This window comes from Pseudomonas sp. NY8896 (genome assembly GCF_039634505.1).
Map to the genome: position 1 here is coordinate 5,605,827 of NZ_CP132350.1, position 14,764 is coordinate 5,620,590.

General features: G+C 58.9%; 18 protein-coding genes. 5 read left to right on the forward strand and 13 right to left on the reverse strand.

Features of this window, described 5'->3' with window-relative positions:
* Window positions 1-55: 55 nt before the first annotated feature.
* From Q9451_RS25295 to Q9451_RS25305, 3 genes are read right to left on the reverse strand one after another with little or no spacing between them, the layout of a single operon-like run.
* A complete protein-coding gene (locus Q9451_RS25295; protein WP_006122485.1) occupies window positions 56-1,273 on the reverse strand; it encodes a TniQ family protein in 1,218 nt (405 codons plus the stop codon).
* Window positions 1,270-2,178: a TniB family NTP-binding protein gene (locus Q9451_RS25300; RefSeq protein WP_172691850.1), complete on the reverse strand. Its 909-nt coding sequence runs from the start codon at window positions 2,176-2,178 to the stop codon at window positions 1,270-1,272. The genes Q9451_RS25295 and Q9451_RS25300 overlap by 4 nt, the downstream gene beginning before the upstream one ends.
* A gap of 2 nt (window positions 2,179-2,180) precedes the next feature.
* A complete protein-coding gene (locus tag Q9451_RS25305) occupies window positions 2,181-3,860 on the reverse strand; it encodes a Mu transposase C-terminal domain-containing protein (RefSeq protein WP_172691858.1) in 1,680 nt (559 codons plus the stop codon).
* A 213-nt stretch (window positions 3,861-4,073) separates the two neighbouring features.
* Between Q9451_RS25305 and Q9451_RS25310 the strand changes: the two genes are divergently transcribed.
* The 5 genes from Q9451_RS25310 (at window position 4,074) to Q9451_RS25330 (ending at window position 7,055) form a co-directional block, all read left to right on the forward strand.
* Window positions 4,074-4,406 carry a metalloregulator ArsR/SmtB family transcription factor gene (locus Q9451_RS25310; protein ID WP_000447876.1) on the forward strand — a complete coding sequence of 111 codons (333 nt, stop codon included), beginning with the start codon at window positions 4,074-4,076 and terminating at the stop codon, window positions 4,404-4,406.
* Window positions 4,403-5,170, forward strand: a complete 768-nt coding sequence (arsH, locus tag Q9451_RS25315; RefSeq protein WP_001239389.1) for an arsenical resistance protein ArsH — start codon at window positions 4,403-4,405, stop codon at window positions 5,168-5,170. The genes Q9451_RS25310 and arsH overlap by 4 nt, the downstream gene beginning before the upstream one ends.
* Complete coding sequence (locus Q9451_RS25320) at window positions 5,167-5,673, forward strand: arsenate reductase ArsC (RefSeq protein WP_000140066.1); 507 nt, start codon at window positions 5,167-5,169, stop codon at window positions 5,671-5,673. The genes arsH and Q9451_RS25320 overlap by 4 nt, the downstream gene beginning before the upstream one ends.
* On the forward strand, window positions 5,670-6,737 hold the full coding sequence (gene arsB, locus Q9451_RS25325; RefSeq protein WP_001272375.1) for an ACR3 family arsenite efflux transporter: 1,068 nt from the start codon (window positions 5,670-5,672) through the stop codon (window positions 6,735-6,737). Before Q9451_RS25320 ends, arsB begins: the two co-directional genes overlap by 4 nt.
* 114 nt (window positions 6,738-6,851) lie before the next feature.
* Window positions 6,852-7,055 carry a hypothetical protein gene (locus Q9451_RS25330; RefSeq protein ID WP_000131871.1) on the forward strand — a complete coding sequence of 68 codons (204 nt, stop codon included), beginning with the start codon at window positions 6,852-6,854 and terminating at the stop codon, window positions 7,053-7,055.
* Window positions 7,056-7,091: 36 nt separating this feature from the next.
* Here Q9451_RS25330 and Q9451_RS25335 read toward each other — a convergent pair whose 3' ends face one another.
* The 10 genes from Q9451_RS25335 to Q9451_RS25380 form a co-directional block, all read right to left on the reverse strand.
* Window positions 7,092-7,316 (reverse strand): type I toxin-antitoxin system ptaRNA1 family toxin, encoded by a 225-nt coding sequence (locus tag Q9451_RS25335; protein ID WP_000211355.1) that lies wholly within the window; start codon window positions 7,314-7,316, stop codon window positions 7,092-7,094.
* Between the two features lie 63 nt (window positions 7,317-7,379).
* Window positions 7,380-7,628, reverse strand: a complete 249-nt coding sequence (locus tag Q9451_RS25340; protein ID WP_000213809.1) for a hypothetical protein — start codon at window positions 7,626-7,628, stop codon at window positions 7,380-7,382.
* 4 nt (window positions 7,629-7,632) lie between these two features.
* Window positions 7,633-9,060, reverse strand: a complete 1,428-nt coding sequence (gene trbL, locus Q9451_RS25345) for a P-type conjugative transfer protein TrbL (RefSeq protein WP_001405816.1) — start codon at window positions 9,058-9,060, stop codon at window positions 7,633-7,635.
* A gap of 10 nt (window positions 9,061-9,070) precedes the next feature.
* The gene (trbK, locus tag Q9451_RS25350) at window positions 9,071-9,307 is read right to left on the reverse strand and encodes an entry exclusion lipoprotein TrbK (protein ID WP_000718002.1); all 237 of its coding nucleotides are present in this window, start codon (window positions 9,305-9,307) and stop codon (window positions 9,071-9,073) included.
* Between the two features lie 12 nt (window positions 9,308-9,319).
* Window positions 9,320-10,099, reverse strand: coding sequence for a P-type conjugative transfer protein TrbJ (gene trbJ / locus Q9451_RS25355; protein WP_000836966.1), 780 nt, complete (start codon window positions 10,097-10,099; stop codon window positions 9,320-9,322).
* A gap of 140 nt (window positions 10,100-10,239) precedes the next feature.
* Window positions 10,240-10,428 (reverse strand): stabilization protein, encoded by a 189-nt coding sequence (locus tag Q9451_RS25360; RefSeq protein ID WP_000024442.1) that lies wholly within the window; start codon window positions 10,426-10,428, stop codon window positions 10,240-10,242.
* Window positions 10,429-11,460: 1,032 nt separating this feature from the next.
* Window positions 11,461-12,342: a replication protein C, IncQ-type gene (gene repC, locus Q9451_RS25365; protein ID WP_000743064.1), complete on the reverse strand. Its 882-nt coding sequence runs from the start codon at window positions 12,340-12,342 to the stop codon at window positions 11,461-11,463.
* Window positions 12,329-13,156, reverse strand: a complete 828-nt coding sequence (locus tag Q9451_RS25370) for a helicase RepA family protein (RefSeq protein WP_001162384.1) — start codon at window positions 13,154-13,156, stop codon at window positions 12,329-12,331. The genes repC and Q9451_RS25370 overlap by 14 nt, the downstream gene beginning before the upstream one ends.
* Before the next feature lie 4 nt (window positions 13,157-13,160).
* Window positions 13,161-13,382, reverse strand: coding sequence for an AlpA family phage regulatory protein (locus Q9451_RS25375; protein WP_001179606.1), 222 nt, complete (start codon window positions 13,380-13,382; stop codon window positions 13,161-13,163).
* A gap of 147 nt (window positions 13,383-13,529) precedes the next feature.
* The gene (locus Q9451_RS25380; RefSeq protein ID WP_000954590.1) at window positions 13,530-14,732 is read right to left on the reverse strand and encodes a site-specific integrase; all 1,203 of its coding nucleotides are present in this window, start codon (window positions 14,730-14,732) and stop codon (window positions 13,530-13,532) included.
* Window positions 14,733-14,764: the final 32 nt, after the last annotated feature.

Sequence of the window (14,764 nt, forward strand, 5' to 3'; positions counted from 1 at the left end):
ACCCGTCACGTATACGTTCGATTATGTGACAGTGTGAGCCGGAAAGCTCTATCCGTCAAAATTTGTCACTTAACCCGTCATTTTGTTTAAGACATGCAAAGGGTGCATCAGGCAGGTAATGTGACAGAAATTCCGGCGGGATGCCTTCCTTCACGAAGGTGGCGCGCAACCGTTCCAAGGAAGCGGGATCGCGCCGACCATAGGAAGCCAACGCGAACAGCGAGCGTGCCGTCTCGGGGTTGTGTCGCGCTTCAATGATGGCCTCGTCGATGGCCTGGACTGCACGCTGCCAGTGATTGATGGGCTCGGGCTTCGGCGCTTTCGTCGGCAGGCCACTGGTGAACCCGGTTTGGGGCTCGGACCAGAATAGCTTTGCCTGCTCGCCTGGCGGGCTGATGTCCCTCACCTCAATCAAGCTGATTGCCGTTGCCGCCGCCTCCAGCATCTGTAACCGTACTATCGGATTCAGGGTTTCATACGGTCGCCACAGACTTTGCCCAGCACGCAGCGGATGCCCGCAGCCTTCCCAGACTTGGCGGGGATACCCCGCGCAGGTTCCGCACGCGGAAAGCGGGGTGTTCAGCTCATCGAGCAGCGTGCGAAGAAGTCGAAACCACAATCCGGCGTGGATGCGTCGGCGCGGCAGCTCCACGTGACCGGTTGTCAGTGCCTGCCAGGTACGCTGGTCCATCGCCGCAATCGCGTCGCTGGCGGTGCGCGGTTCGGCGTCGGCGTTCTCCCAGCCGAGAAACCGCCCTGGCACGCCCCAATAGGATTCCAGCCAGCAGCCATGCAGCGGGCAGCTCAGCATCAGGGGCAGCTTCCACGCGAGCAGTACGGCTTGGTTCTCCGGATCGCTCAGGCAGAGCGGACAGGCGCGGTTTATCGGCTGGCTGGGCAGCCAGGCACGCCAGCTCGTGATGGATCGCGTCTTACGGCGGAGTCTTGGCAGCAACACCGAGAGCTGAAACGCATAGGTTTCCAAGGCGTCTGGAATCTGGTCATCAAGGCTGTCCAGTAGCCAAGGCACCCATCCGGCGAAACTCATACAGCGCAGCCGGTCCAGCTCGATGCCGCTCCGCTGGGAAAGCAACGCCAGCAGCGAGAGTGGTGGCGCGGTGTCCAGGTCATCGACCTGGCCGTGACCAAGATCGTGCTCCAGCAGGTCGGGCTCCTCCATGTGATAGCAAAGGGCCACGCGGTTGAGCCATGAGGACAGCGCCTCGCCTTCTTTCGGGGCGGGATGCAGCGGCCAGCGCGGCGCAGGCTTCACATCAGTTCCCGCTCGAATTGCCGCCGCCGCTCGCTGGGTCCGGTGTAAACGGCCATGCTGAGTGTGCGATGGTTGATCGCTTCCTCGCCGCTCTCCACGGCGACGATGGCCGCCGCCATCAGCAAGTGCGCCAGTTCCCCTATGGTGCCCTCGCTGCGTGTGAGCAGGTAGCGAGCCATGTCCAGCGTGGCAATTGGGGAAGGCCGGCGCAGCGGGAGCGAAGCGGCGAAGCTGGCCAGCAGTGAGCAGCAATCGTCGTTGGCCTCCCATACCGGCAGCATCATCGGCTCGAAGCGATTTTCCAACTGGTCATCGGAGCGGATGGCTAGGTAGGCGTCGCGCGTGCCTACCCCAACCAACGGGATGCGCAGTTCGTTGCCGAGGAAGCGCAGCAGGTTGAGGAATTCCCGGCGGTTGACGCTGTTGCCGGCCAGCACGTTGTGCAGCTCGTCGATCACCAGCATGCGCACGCCGACCTTGCGCAGCAGTGCCAGAGCCAGTTGCTCCATTTCCGGCAACCGTGGGCGTGGGCGCAGCGGCGCGCCCATCGCGGCGAGCAGCGCGACGTAGAAGCGGATCACGGACGGCTCGGACGGCATCTGCACGACCAACACCGGGATGTGCTCCTGGTCGGCGTCGGAGCTGGCCGGGTGGGTGCGGCGGAACTTCTCGACGATCATCGACTTGCCATTGTTGGTCGGGCCGATCAGCAGCAGGTTGGGCATGCGTTGCTTGTTCGGCCAGGCATACAAGGCCTCCAGCCGGTTCAACGCTTCGACCGCGCGTGGATAGCCGATCCAGCGGTCGGCGCGAAGGCGCTGAATTCGCTCGCTGGCCGGCAGCCTTGCCAATCCCTGCGCCGCCGGAAGCAGGTGAGATAGGTCGATGCAGGGATACTCGTCCACGGCTACCACTCCTCGATCTGCTCGAACGGTTTGGCTGGCGGCAGGTTGCCAACCTGCGAGTCGGCGCTGTCCGCGTCCGGCGGTGTGGGCTTGACGGGTGGAGGCGACAGCTTGAGGTGCTGGCGTCGATCCGCATCACGCCGCGCCTTGCGCGTGGCCTTCTGCGCGGTGGACACGATCTCGCGCATCTGGCCGATCATGCGGAACAGCGCCGATTCATCCACCTGCTCGCGCCCGAGCTGCCGTAGCCGTGCCAGCGCCTGGCGCTGCTCCCAGAGCGTGACGGCCGGATGGGACAGGGTGCGGTACGGGATTTCCAGGTAGTGCTGTCCCTCCGGCTCCAGCACCCAGATACGGCTGATGTCGCGGGGATCGCGCCGGATCAGAAAGGACGGCCAGCGTTCACGCCGCGCAATCCACGGCTTGAGCGCATCGGCGTAGTAGTGGATGTGGTCGATGACAAAGCCGGTGCGGGTCAGCGTGCGCCGGAGGATCGGCAGAAAATCGACCAGGAACGAAGTAGCGCGTGTGACGACGGCCGGTACGCCGACACGCGCCACGGCCTCGGCCCAGCGCGCGGCCGGCGGTTGGAGCAGGCCGTTGTGCACCGAACCGTGGTAGGTGCCGACCGCCAATGTGAGCCAGCGCTCTAGCTCGCGCAGCGTCAGGGCGGCCTTGTTTTCGGAATCGTAGTCGCCGCGCTGGTCAGGGTTGGAGAAGGTCGTTCCCGGCAGTTCGTCGTGAATCATCTGCATCGCCGTGCCGATGATCCGTTCCACGATGCCGCCATAGTGCGGCTGTCCCAGCGGGCGATAGTCCAGCCGGATGCCATGCTGCTCGCAACCCCGGCGCAGGGCCTCGCTCTTGAACTCGGCCGCGTTGTCTAGGTAGAGCAGCAAGGGCTTGCCGCTCATCTGCCAATCCATTTCCACGTTCAGTCCTTCCAGCCAAGGGCGCTTGTCGCAGGCGACATGCACGAGGCACAGGCCAACCGAAACGGCAGACGGCGCTTCCAGCGTGACGACCATGCCGAGCACGCAGCGGGTGAACACGTCGATGGCGAGGGTCAGGTACGGGCGGCCAATAGGTTGCCGGTCGCGGTCATCGACCACGATCAGGTCGATGACCGTATGGTCTATCTGCACCTGCTCCAGCGGCGCGGTCACGGCAGGAGGCTCGCCGCCCACACCTTGTAGGTCACGAGCGGCATCCTGGCCTTCCCGCCGGCGGATGACCTTGCGCGGGTCAAGGCTAGCGATCCGTAAGGCCACGGTATTGCGCGCCGGCACTCGCAGTTTTTGAGCCTTGCACACCTGAGTGACTTCGCGGTGAAAGGCCGCTAGGCTGCGCTTCTGCTTGGTCAGGAACCGCTTTTGCAGTAGCTCGTGGATGACGCGCTCGACCGGTTCCGGCAAGCGCCCCTTACCTTTACCTCCACCGGACTGGCCGGGCACCAGATCCGTCACGAGGCCGCTGCCTTGCCGGGCACGCCGGATCAGAACGTATACCTGGCGCCGAGACAAGCCCAGCGCCTGAGCCGCCATATCGGCCGCTTCGTGCCCGACCGTCTCCGACTGCGCCAACGGACTGATGATCTCCGCACGACGGCGCGCACGCTCCCAAGCCTCATCAGGCAGAGTGGCCACGCCTTGTTCTGGAATCCGTGGGGTGTCCGTCGCCATGCTCACCTCGCTTTGGTGCACACGAGTATTGAGCATAGTCGAGATTGGTGCAGATCACTTCTGATATTGAACTGTCAGGAGCTGGCTGCACAACAGCCATTACGCCCAATCAACTGGTGCAGTCGTCTTCTGAAAATGACAAATGCGCCTAGCTCATTTTTACAGCTTAAATGAGCTATTGAGCACACTCCATATTTCGACTATTATTGAAACATGGAAACGATAAATGCTGTAGCCGCCCTGGCGGCCATCGCTCAAGAATCGCGCCTCGCGGTGTTCCGGCTTCTCGTCCAGGCCGGCCCCGCCGGCATGGCCGCCGGAAAAATCAGCGAAGCGGCCGGCATCCCGCCGTCTTCGCTATCCTTCCACCTGAAAGAGCTGGCACACGCCGGCATGGTCACGTCGCGGCAAGAAGGCCGATTTGTGATCTACGAGGCGAACTTTTCGACGGCCACTAACCTGGTGGCCTTTCTCACGGAAAACTGCTGCGGCGGCCAGGTGTGCAACCTGTCTTGCACCACGGAAGCCGGGAAGGTGTTGGCATGAGACTTCGCCATCTTTCCGACCCCGATTCTTTGCCCGCTTTGGACAAATCCTTTGCCATCGAGCGCCCGGCGCTCGGGCTGGCACCCGACGCCCCGCCGGTGCGTATCCTGCTGCTGTATGGCTCGCTGCGCGCCCGCTCGTTCTCACGGCTGGCCGTCGAGGAAGCGGCCCGGCTGCTGCAATTCTTTGGCGCAGAAACACGCATCTTCGACCCGTCCGATTTGCCGTTGCCCGATCAAGTGCAAAGCGACGATCACCCGGCCGTCAAGGAGCTGCGCGCCCTGTCCGAGTGGTCAGAGGGACAAGTCTGGTGCAGCCCGGAACGCCACGGTCAGATTACCAGTGTCATGAAGGCGCAGATTGACCATCTGCCGCTTGAAATGGCCGGCATCCGGCCGACCCAAGGCCGCACCCTGGCCGTGATGCAGGTATCCGGCGGCTCGCAGAGCTTCAACGCCGTGAACACCTTGCGTCTGCTCGGCCGCTGGATGCGAATGTTCACCATTCCGAACCAGTCGAGTATCGCCAAAGCGTTCCAAGAGTTCGACGCGGCGGGCCGCATGAAGCCCTCGCCGTACTACGACCGAATAGCCGATGTGATGGAAGAACTGGTGCGCTTCACGGCGCTGGTACGGCCGCACCGTGAAGCACTGACAGACCGCTATTCCGAACGGAAAGCGGCCGGCCACGTCATCGACGAGGCCACCGATCTTTCATCCATCGCCATTGCTCCCCAGCCACTACCAGAAAGCGAAACATCATGACCGAAAGAATCTATAACGTCCTCATCCTCTGCACCGGCAATTCGGCGCGCAGCATCATGGCCGAAGCTCTCATCAACACGATGGGGCAAGGGCGCTTCCGCGCCTACAGCGCCGGCAGTCACCCAACCGGCAAGGTCAATCCCTTCGCCGTCGAAAAGGTGGAGTCGGTGAATTACCCGACCGAGAATCTGCGCAGCAAGAGCTGGGACGAGTACGCCACGCCCGACGCACCGAAGATGGACTTCATCATCACCGTCTGCGACAACGCCGCCGGCGAAATGTGTCCGGTGTGGCCTGGTCAGCCGATCTCGGCGCATTGGGGATTTGAAGACCCGGCCGCCGTCGAAGGCACTGACGCCGAGAAGCGCCGGGCCTTCGAACAAACCTTCCGGCACATGATGAACCGCGTCCGCCTGTTCGTGAATCTGCCTCTCAAAATGCTTGACCAGACGGCCATCAAGCGCGAGCTGGCGAACATCGGCAAGACCGAGCAGGAAGCATGAGCGCCGGCGCACAGGCCATCGCCGCGAAGCCGCGCCAGGCCCCGATGAGCGGCTTCGAGCGTTACCTGACGCTATGGGTGGCCCTGTGCATCGTCGCCGGTGTTGCGCTCGGCCAGGGCCTTCCTGACGTGTTCCAGGCCATAGGCCGCATGGAAGTGGCCCAGGTCAATTTGCCGGTGGGCCTGCTGATTTGGGTAATGATCGTCCCGATGCTGGTCAAGATCGACTTCGGGGCGCTGCACCAGGTCAAAGAGCATTGGCGCGGCATCGGCGTCACGCTGTTCGTGAATTGGGCCGTCAAGCCATTCTCGATGGCCCTGCTGGGGTGGCTGTTCATCCGACAAGTGTTCGCTCCGTTCCTGCCGGCCGATCAACTGGACAGCTACATCGCGGGCTTGATCTTGCTGGCCGCCGCGCCCTGCACGGCAATGGTGTTCGTGTGGAGCCGCCTTACCAACGGCGACCCGCTTTTCACGCTCTCGCAAGTGGCTCTGAACGACGCCATCATGATCGTGGCCTTCGCGCCCATCGTCGGCCTGCTGCTGGGCATGTCCTCGATCTCGGTGCCTTGGGACACGCTGCTGATTTCGGTCGTGCTCTACATCATCGTGCCGGTGATCCTGGCGCAGCTCTTGCGGCGGCATCTGCTCAAGCAAGGACAGGCCGCCTTTGAACGGGCCATGCAGAAGATCGGGCCGTGGTCGATGGCCGCGCTGCTGCTGACGTTGGTTCTACTGTTCGCCTTCCAGGGCGAGGCCATCATCCGGCAGCCGTTAGTGATCGCCATGCTAGCCGTGCCGATCTTGATTCAAGTGTTCTTCAATTCCGGGTTAGCCTACTGGCTGAACAAGCGGGCGGGGGAAAAGCACTCTGTCGCCTGTCCTTCGGCCCTGATCGGTGCCAGCAACTTCTTCGAGCTGGCCGTGGCGGCCGCCATCAGCTTGTTCGGTCTGCACTCCGGCGCTGCATTGGCAACCGTGGTCGGCGTCCTGGTCGAAGTGCCGGTGATGCTGCTGGTCGTGCGCGTGGTGAATCGCTCGAAGAGCTGGTACGAACGAGGTTGAACATGAGTAGGAAAAAACTGAGGAAATGATTGCAGATTGCCGCGCCGGCCGCTTCCTGGCGCATTCGATCACTGACCTGGAACACCTAGTATCCATGCTTGCTGAGGTCGCCCGATGACAGACCCAAAGAACCTAGAGAACAGGCTGCATGAGAAGGCCGACCCGGCCCGCGCCGTTTCCACTGGTCGGGTGCGCTACACACTGGCCGAACTACTGGCCGACGCGGAAGCATCCGGGGCTTACCCGCTGCCGCCGGAGGAACGCGAATGGATGGATGCGCCGTCTGTGGGTCGGGAATGGCCAAACAGTGAAGATTGAAAAAGGCGGCCAGTTCGAGTGGCCGCCCTTTCGTCATTAGCTGCACGCTTGGCGCAAGGCGTTCATTGCTTCTTGAAAATCAGCCTGTGTCGCCCGGCCCGTTTCAGCTTGGTAGTACACCACCATAAAAGCATTAGCGACGGCTTCGGCCAATGGCCCAAGGCTCCGCGCTTCCGCTTGGTTGATGTACTCCAAAGAAGAAAGAATAGCCGCTGCTTGATGCACTGCTTGCCCTGGTTCGATAATATGTTGTGTTGTCATAATTCACCTCTCCAGTAGGTGTTGATTGAAAGTGCCGGGCTGGTTGTGGCCAGCCCGGTGCGCCTACAGGTACAGCCCCGCCGCCTCCGCGAATGCTGACCGCTCATTCCTGCCGCCATTAACCTCAATACTTATCGGCTTAGTTTCGCTCTCTCTCATAGGGTCTGGCCGTGATACAAAAGCGGCTGTTTCTGTCTCTGCATCGACCTCGGTCGATTGATCACCCAGCGGCGAAATAAATACCTGGCTGACTTCTTCCCTTGGCGCTTCATCCAGGGCCGCCAATGCGGCCATGTATGTTGATGTCGTCATCGTGCTAACTCCTGACTTCGTTACTATCTGGGCCAGAATCGGCGCCCAAGCTATTGCCCTCGAACTGGCCAGATTGGCTTGCTTCTTTCGGCTCCATGCTTTCGCGTATCGAAGCAGCCAGTTTTCCGCCTGTGGTTTCGCTCACTCGCTCCTGGAATCCCTGCTTCACTTGAGAGCCGACACCCTTGGCTAACTCGGAGGCCGTGCCTGTGGCCAGCTTCGCGGCCTTGGCAAAGCCGCCACCGCTTGAGCTACTGCCGCTGTCACCAAAGCCAGCCGCTTGGGCGAATGGGCTACTGCCAGCAGTACCCGCTTCACCACCACCGTTTCCGCCACTGCTGACAACTGACCCCATGCTGGACATGTCACCGCCGGTTTCCATACTCGCTGATGCTTTCTGAAAAGCCGCTTGGAGTGCACTTGCACCTCCGGCTGCACCGGCTGCGGCACCCATAACCGCTTTACCTGCCAGGGCAGCGCCGCCAGTTGCCATACTGGCCGCCGTCACCGCCGCCCCAACTGCCGCACCCGCACCGAAGTTTCCAATTCCACCGGCTGCGCCAATACCACCACCAGACACAAGACCAGAAATCATCGGCGGAACTTTGTTGACCAAGAAAAGCAAGATGACCGATATAACCAACATCACGGCCAGTTCCTGGGATGCCATGTTCTCGCTGATTTGCGTGTAGTAGTGATTGATGAACTCTTTGCCAATCGCAACCAGAAGCACCATTGCCATAAGCTGTGCGGCCAGGCCCAGCACGGTCTTGTAGTAATTGATCGCCATGTCGGAAGTCCAACGACTTCCACCAAAGCCAAGGAAGAACACACCGGCATACAACAGAATCCAGGCTGATGCGAGCAACAGCAACAGGTTGACCGCAATCAACGCCAGGACAAACAAAACAGCCAGGGCCATTAGCTCCATGACCAGAGCAGTTGCCATCTGCCGCCATCCCAGCTCCGAGGTGGCCTGTACTGTGCGGTTGTATAACTCGAAACCAAGATCAAGGATGCTGGAGGGCCCAAGATTGCTATTGGAAAGTCCCCCCGCCTGCGCGCCCAGAGTTTGCAATGACTGAACAATCGTACCGGCGATATTCATGCCCTGGTTCGCATTCGTCAGCAACCACCAGAAAAAGCCGGTGAAGATCGTGAAGCGAACGAACTCCGCGAAGAACTCGCCAATGTCGGCCTTGCGCAAAGCCATCATGCCGAATGTCCAGACCATCGAAATCACAACCAGCGTCCAGAACAAACGCGATGCAGCGGACTCAATAGCTGGCCCCCATGTTGCGGCAGCATCATGAAAACGCTTGAGCACATCATTCATAACACCGCTGCTACTTAGCTCCTGCGCCATTGCAGGTTCAGCCAGCACCATTGTGGCGACCATCATCAAGCCACCTAGAGCAATTTTCTTTCTCATGGCGACCACCTCAATAATCATCTTTAGGGCTGGGCTTGAACTCCCACTGACGCATCTGCTTGGCCTTCTGGAATGCTCTGCATTCCTCGGTAAAGGCCTCTCGGTTCGCTTCGCTGCGCATTTCATTCAGTGCTGCCTGGAACGCATCGGGGGCACACGTCGCCGCATTTGGTTCGGGCATCCTTTCCTGTTCACATCCAGCCAACAACAGCAACGTAGCCGCGGTAGTAAAAAAGATTTTTTTCATCTCACCGCCTCCCTAGTAGTTGTCTGCCGGACTCGGGCGAAACGTCCAGGTACGCATTTGCTCGGCCCTGGCATCACCTCGCGCCTCGGCATCGAGTTCTGCTGCAATCCGGGCTGCCTCCGCGTTGTGTTGGGCGGTCAACATGGTGCGAATCTGCAAGAGCTGATTGGCCTGCTGGCTGGCGAGCTGGTTGGCGTAGCCGATGGCCTGTAGCTGGCCAGTTGCACCCTGGGCCGCGCCTTGCAGCCGCTCCAGGGTACGGGCGTCATCCTTCAAAGCCTTTTGCTGGTCGGCAACGGTCTGGAACAGGGCATCGTTGGCCTTCTTTTGCGACTCTGACGCCAGGCGGCGGTTCTCTTCCATCGCTGCCTTTTCGGCCGGCGTGCATCCGCCGCTGCCGTTGAAGCATGGCGAGCTGCGGTAATAGGCCACGTCCTGAAACTTGGCCAGGTAACGATCCAGGCTGCCTAGCTGGTTCTCGTAATAGGCCAGCGTGTTTTGCGCGGCAATCAGCCGGTTGATCGTAGTCTGCGCCTGATCCCAGATATACGCGGCTGGGGCCATCGTGTTCTGGAGCTGATTTTCGTACTGCTGCAACTGGGTCTGGTACTGCTCAATCTGCTTGAGCGTCTGCGCCACCGACTCGATGGCCGTCATGATGTTCTGGGCCAGGTTGCCGCCGTCGATGACGGGGATACCAGCTTGCACAGGGGCGGTGGTAGTGGTGATAAAGCCGGTTGCGAGTGCAACGGCTAGAGCGGTTTTTTTAGCCGCTAAAATTTTGGACTTCATGGTCGTACTCCGTCGATGAAAAGAAGGCATTGCCTTGACCAAGCGTTGTGCTTGTTCTCGGCAACGTTTCATCGAAGAGCTACGCCACTAGCTGATCGGTATTGCCCTTGGCGCTGAGGCCCGGACTTACAAACGTAAAACTACTCTGTTTTTTTATCGCTTTCGGACAAGCCAACTTCCCGGCCAATCTCTTCAAGCTCTAGCGGCTGTACTGCCGCCGTCAGTATTTCGCGTATTTCCGCGTCGGTGCTCCTATCGTTGAGCGCTGCTCGAACTTTCAACGCACGGTGCACCTCGGCGGGTAAATTCCTGATAAGCACATTTGCCATATCAATACCCTTTTGGTGTACCCGACAACCATGCTATCAAAGATATTAAAAATAGCAAGACCTATACTCTTGCAACCGGCGGTAGCCGATCAGCCCCGCAGGGCAGGATTCCCGTTGAGTGCCCCCGGCGCGAATAAGGGACAGTGAAGATAGATAACCGGCTTGCCGGTTAGCTAACTTCACCCATCCTGCCCGCATTTCACCCACTATTGAAAATCTAGCGCATATCGAACGTAAAGCGTTTTATCGTCAAACAAACACCGATTCTTGGCAACATAACCGTAATCGTCACCAAATCGGCCTGCAATCGACATAGTCGCTTCAAAATCGCTGCTCAATCGGCTTTAAATCGGAACCTAAAATGCCAACAATCGACACAAACCATTCGCCCCGATGGGGCGAGTTGGACGCCAAAAAAGAAGGGCATAACCCGCCCCTCAAGTGTCAATGAACACAAGAAATTTGCCTCCCCTCCCGTCATACCACTAAGGCGACGTATTGATACTTGAGGGGCAACCTTTCCTGATGTTGACACCTTCACGCAGGTTACTGGTTATGGGCGTCCAACACACACGGCTCATTCCTGCTTGGTAATAATAAGAATAATAATCTTCTTATTATTCTTACCGAACGAATGGGCACTGCTTAGCCATTTCACGTTTCGAGCCAAGGTTTCAGTACAGATAACTACAAGTGCACACAGCGGCCCTCCAGCACCGTTAGACGCAGATTCTGCTTCAGCTCATGGAATAAGGGACTCCGGGTTGTTTTCCCCTCTCACAAGGCGTTTCAGCGGCCACTGAAGCCGCCTTCTCTTCTTGGCGTTAAACCATCGGCCTATGGCCGATTGATAAAGCCCGCCAGGGCTTTATTGGCAAGGTCAGAACGCGCCCTCAAGGCGCGAGCTGCACCGCGCATGATGGATTATCTTTAGATAATCTTGGATGGATTTCCCAAACTGCCCGCAAAGCAGCGCACCGTCTGGGTTTTCCAAATTGGGACGGGGAACGTTACGACGGCAGAAGGGGAGCGTTACGACGGTAACAAGGGAACGTTACGACGGTAAACGGGTGCAGTTGCCGTGGGGCCAGGCCTCTTGATCTCCCATTTTCCCTTGGCGTATTCGTTCACTACCCAACCCACGGCGGCAAGTTCGGCCAGTGCCTTCCGGGCAGTCTGACGGCGTTTTTTCATAGCTTCGGCATTGGCTTCATCTGGCCAGACATAGCCGCAAAGCGTGTCCAGTTCCACGCGCCCGGATTTGCCGGGGTCGATCCAGCCGCATAGCCGTTGGTGCATCAGCCGTGCCGGATCAGTCTGTAGCACCCGCACTTCCGCCATGTCGATACGGGCATATGGACGATGCCCCAGGATCGCTTCGGCAATACGCGGATTCAGGGCAACCCATAGCCTGCCGTCCGTCTCGTCAAAAGCATGACTCATCAGGTGGAACGCGGCTTGCCGCCGTCCCTTCGTCACAAGGATGGTGACGTTCGACATGCGCAGCAGGCTGGCTTTGAGCGCCTTGATGTTGTCGCCGCTATCCGTCATGCCCGTTTCTGAGAGCAGTTTGGTCAGGCTCTCACGAACCACCAAGCCGTCTTGCTCAATGGCTTCGAAACGGGGTTCAAGGAATAGCCGTAGCTGTCGCCCCGTCTCACTGGTCGGTTCCGGGGTTAGCAAGATGCCGTTCGGGCCGCCAAGGGCCACGATGCCTTGCAAAAGACGCATATCATCGGCCCCGAGAGGTTCGAATCCGACGAAACGCATGGATTCGTCCTCGCCAAAGGTGTAGGTCACGTCCAGCTTGCAGCGTTTGCGATCGCCACGCTTGAGGCTGCGGAACAGGCCAGGTGCCAAACAGTGCGCGGGATCATGTCGGACGTGGGTCAGGTCATGCTTAGGCTTCTTCACGCTGTCTCCTTTTCACCTTGCACTGCCGCTCCAGTACAGCAGGCTTCAACACGCCGCCGTCGTGCCGTCTAAACCAGAGTTCTTGAAAAGGTGCGCCATAGTTGGCCTTGCTGACGCCAAAGCGGACAAAATACCCACGCTGACAATCATCGACCCCCAGTATCTCGGCCTCGCCTTGCGTCATGCCGGATAGGTACGATTGCCAACGGATGTTATCAACCAGTACGGACGATCCACGACTGGCCTGCTGTTGATCGCCCGACCCCATCATGGCTGCGCTTTTACTCGCGTGGTGCAGAAACACAATGGAGCAGCCTGTATCAGCGGCTATGGCCTCCATGTGCCCAACAACCTGCGCCATCGGCCCGCTAGCGTTCTCCTCCTCAATGTGGAAGCGCCGCAAAGTGTCCAAGATCATCAAGCGACGACCTTCAGCGGCTCGTTTGAGAGCATCGAACCAGCTAGCAGCCATGATGTTTGGGCATTTACCGATCAAGGGTTCAATGAGCAAACCATCAGCCACGGCTTGCCGTTCCGCTGCGCTGAGGTGTGCCCCAAGGGCGTGCAGACGATGGTGAATAGCGGCCGGTGGATCTTCAGCAGGCAGATAGACCACTTGCCCGGTGGGAAACTCGCCTATTTCAAGTAAATCAGGCCCGCCTGCAATCTGTGCAGCCAATTGAAGGGCCAACATGGATTTACCAGCCCCACCAGGCGACACAAGAGCACCAACAGTGCCAGCAACCATATTAGGCAGAACATAATCAATGGGTGGCGGCAATTCCGTGAAAGCCGCCATAAGATCAAGAGCCATATAACTAGCCCTCTATAGGGCCAGGTCGCGCAGCTTGATCACCCGATGATTTACGTGCCTCAATCCACTCTTCGACCTCTGACAAATCCCAGGCGACATTTCTACTGGTTAACGCGATACGGCGTGGAAAATCCCCTCGCTGCTCCAGGTTATAAATTGTTCGTGTCGAAAGCGGGATCATCTCCAGGAGCTTCTTCCTGTTGATGAGGGTCTTTATATTTTGCATGGGTCAATACCTCTCAAATGAATAGTTGCTATTCATCGAGTAGCTGCGCGAAGCAGCTAATCGGTAATTGACCTGCCCGATGCCAATGGCGGCCTTATTTATAAATTCACGGCATCAACTTCAATGCTATCAAAGATAGCAAAAACATCAACCCTTACTGCCTCCCGAAGTCCACTCATCAATCATATCGGCCCAATCCTGCAACATCGCCGCCCGCTGCTCGCGGTACTCAGCCTTGTTGTAGACAGCCCTCACGCCCTTCTGCTCGTGCGCCAGGCACTTCTCGATCCAGTCGGTGTTGTAGCCGGCCTCATGCAACAGCGTGCTGGCTGTGCGCCGCAAATCATGCGGTCCGAACTTGGTAAGTGACTTCCCATCTTTCTGCGCCGCCTTGTAAGTCAGCGTCAGCACCTGGTTAAGTGTGGCAGCGCTCATCGGCGCATCCGAGTCGTACCGTGATGGCAAAACGAAGTCGGAACCACCGGCAAAGGTTTTCATGGCAATGAAAATATCCAGAGCCTGCTGGGACAGAAATACCAGGTGCGGGTTACGGCGTTTCATCCGCTCCTTTGGAATCGTCCACAACGCTTCGCTGAAATTGATCTCGCTCCAGGTCGCATTGGTCAGCTCGCTCTTGCGCACCATCGTCAGCAATAACAGCTTGGCCGCCGCACGGTTTGTTGGGCTTGTGCCCACTCGCTCCATGTACTGGTACATCAGCCCAATTTCTTCTGGCGTCAACGCTCGGTCACGTGGCTCGAATCGAGCGATGCTTGTTGGGCGCACCAGTTCTGCCGGGTTTTCGACCTTCTGCCCACGCTCGATGGCCCAGCGAAATACCTGCAACACGATTTCACGCACATGAACGGCGGTGGCCGGTGCGCCTCGCTCAACAATGGCATCAGCCAGCGCCCGCAAGTCTTCGTGGGTGATCTCCACCAGCTTCTGATTGCTGAATTTCGGCTTCAGCTCACGCTCATAAACCGAGCGGCGCATATCGCGGGTGGAGTCGGCCATCTGGTAGCCACGCAGCCACTTCTCCGCCCAGGCACCGAACGTCTCTGCATCTTTCACCCGCGCCTTGTCTCGGGCTTTCTCCTTGGCCGGCGACTTGCCCGCCGCAACCATCTTCTTGGCGTCACCCAACAGCTCGCGGGCTTCGGCCAGGGTGATGCCACCGACACCATAACGCCCAAAGGTGATGGTCTCCTGCCGACCGTTGATTGAGTAGTTGTAACGGAACGAGATGGAGCCGGCTGGAGTCACTGCCACATAGAGACCTTCCCGGTCATTCACTTTGTAGAGTTTGTCCCTGGGCTTGAGATTGCGCAGCTTGGTATCGGTCAGCATGTACCTTGTCCTTCTTCGTCTCCGATACCATG

Coding starts and splice junctions, on each gene's coding strand:
- trbK (WP_000718002.1), bottom strand. CDS start 9,307: ATGAAAAAAATCTTTTTTACTACCGCGGCTACGTTGCTGTTGTTGGCT.
- Q9451_RS25305 (WP_172691858.1), bottom strand. CDS start 3,860: ATGGCGACGGACACCCCACGGATTCCAGAACAAGGCGTGGCCACTCTG.
- Q9451_RS25380 (WP_000954590.1), bottom strand. CDS start 14,732: ATGCTGACCGATACCAAGCTGCGCAATCTCAAGCCCAGGGACAAACTC.
- arsB (WP_001272375.1), top strand. CDS start 5,670: ATGAGCGCCGGCGCACAGGCCATCGCCGCGAAGCCGCGCCAGGCCCCG.
- Q9451_RS25375 (WP_001179606.1), bottom strand. CDS start 13,382: ATGCAAAATATAAAGACCCTCATCAACAGGAAGAAGCTCCTGGAGATG.
- Q9451_RS25340 (WP_000213809.1), bottom strand. CDS start 7,628: ATGACGACATCAACATACATGGCCGCATTGGCGGCCCTGGATGAAGCG.
- Q9451_RS25370 (WP_001162384.1), bottom strand. CDS start 13,156: ATGGCTCTTGATCTTATGGCGGCTTTCACGGAATTGCCGCCACCCATT.
- Q9451_RS25335 (WP_000211355.1), bottom strand. CDS start 7,316: ATGACAACACAACATATTATCGAACCAGGGCAAGCAGTGCATCAAGCA.
- arsH (WP_001239389.1), top strand. CDS start 4,403: ATGAGACTTCGCCATCTTTCCGACCCCGATTCTTTGCCCGCTTTGGAC.
- Q9451_RS25330 (WP_000131871.1), top strand. CDS start 6,852: ATGACAGACCCAAAGAACCTAGAGAACAGGCTGCATGAGAAGGCCGAC.
- Q9451_RS25360 (WP_000024442.1), bottom strand. CDS start 10,428: ATGGCAAATGTGCTTATCAGGAATTTACCCGCCGAGGTGCACCGTGCG.
- Q9451_RS25320 (WP_000140066.1), top strand. CDS start 5,167: ATGACCGAAAGAATCTATAACGTCCTCATCCTCTGCACCGGCAATTCG.
- Q9451_RS25310 (WP_000447876.1), top strand. CDS start 4,074: ATGGAAACGATAAATGCTGTAGCCGCCCTGGCGGCCATCGCTCAAGAA.
- trbJ (WP_000836966.1), bottom strand. CDS start 10,099: ATGAAGTCCAAAATTTTAGCGGCTAAAAAAACCGCTCTAGCCGTTGCA.
- trbL (WP_001405816.1), bottom strand. CDS start 9,060: ATGAGAAAGAAAATTGCTCTAGGTGGCTTGATGATGGTCGCCACAATG.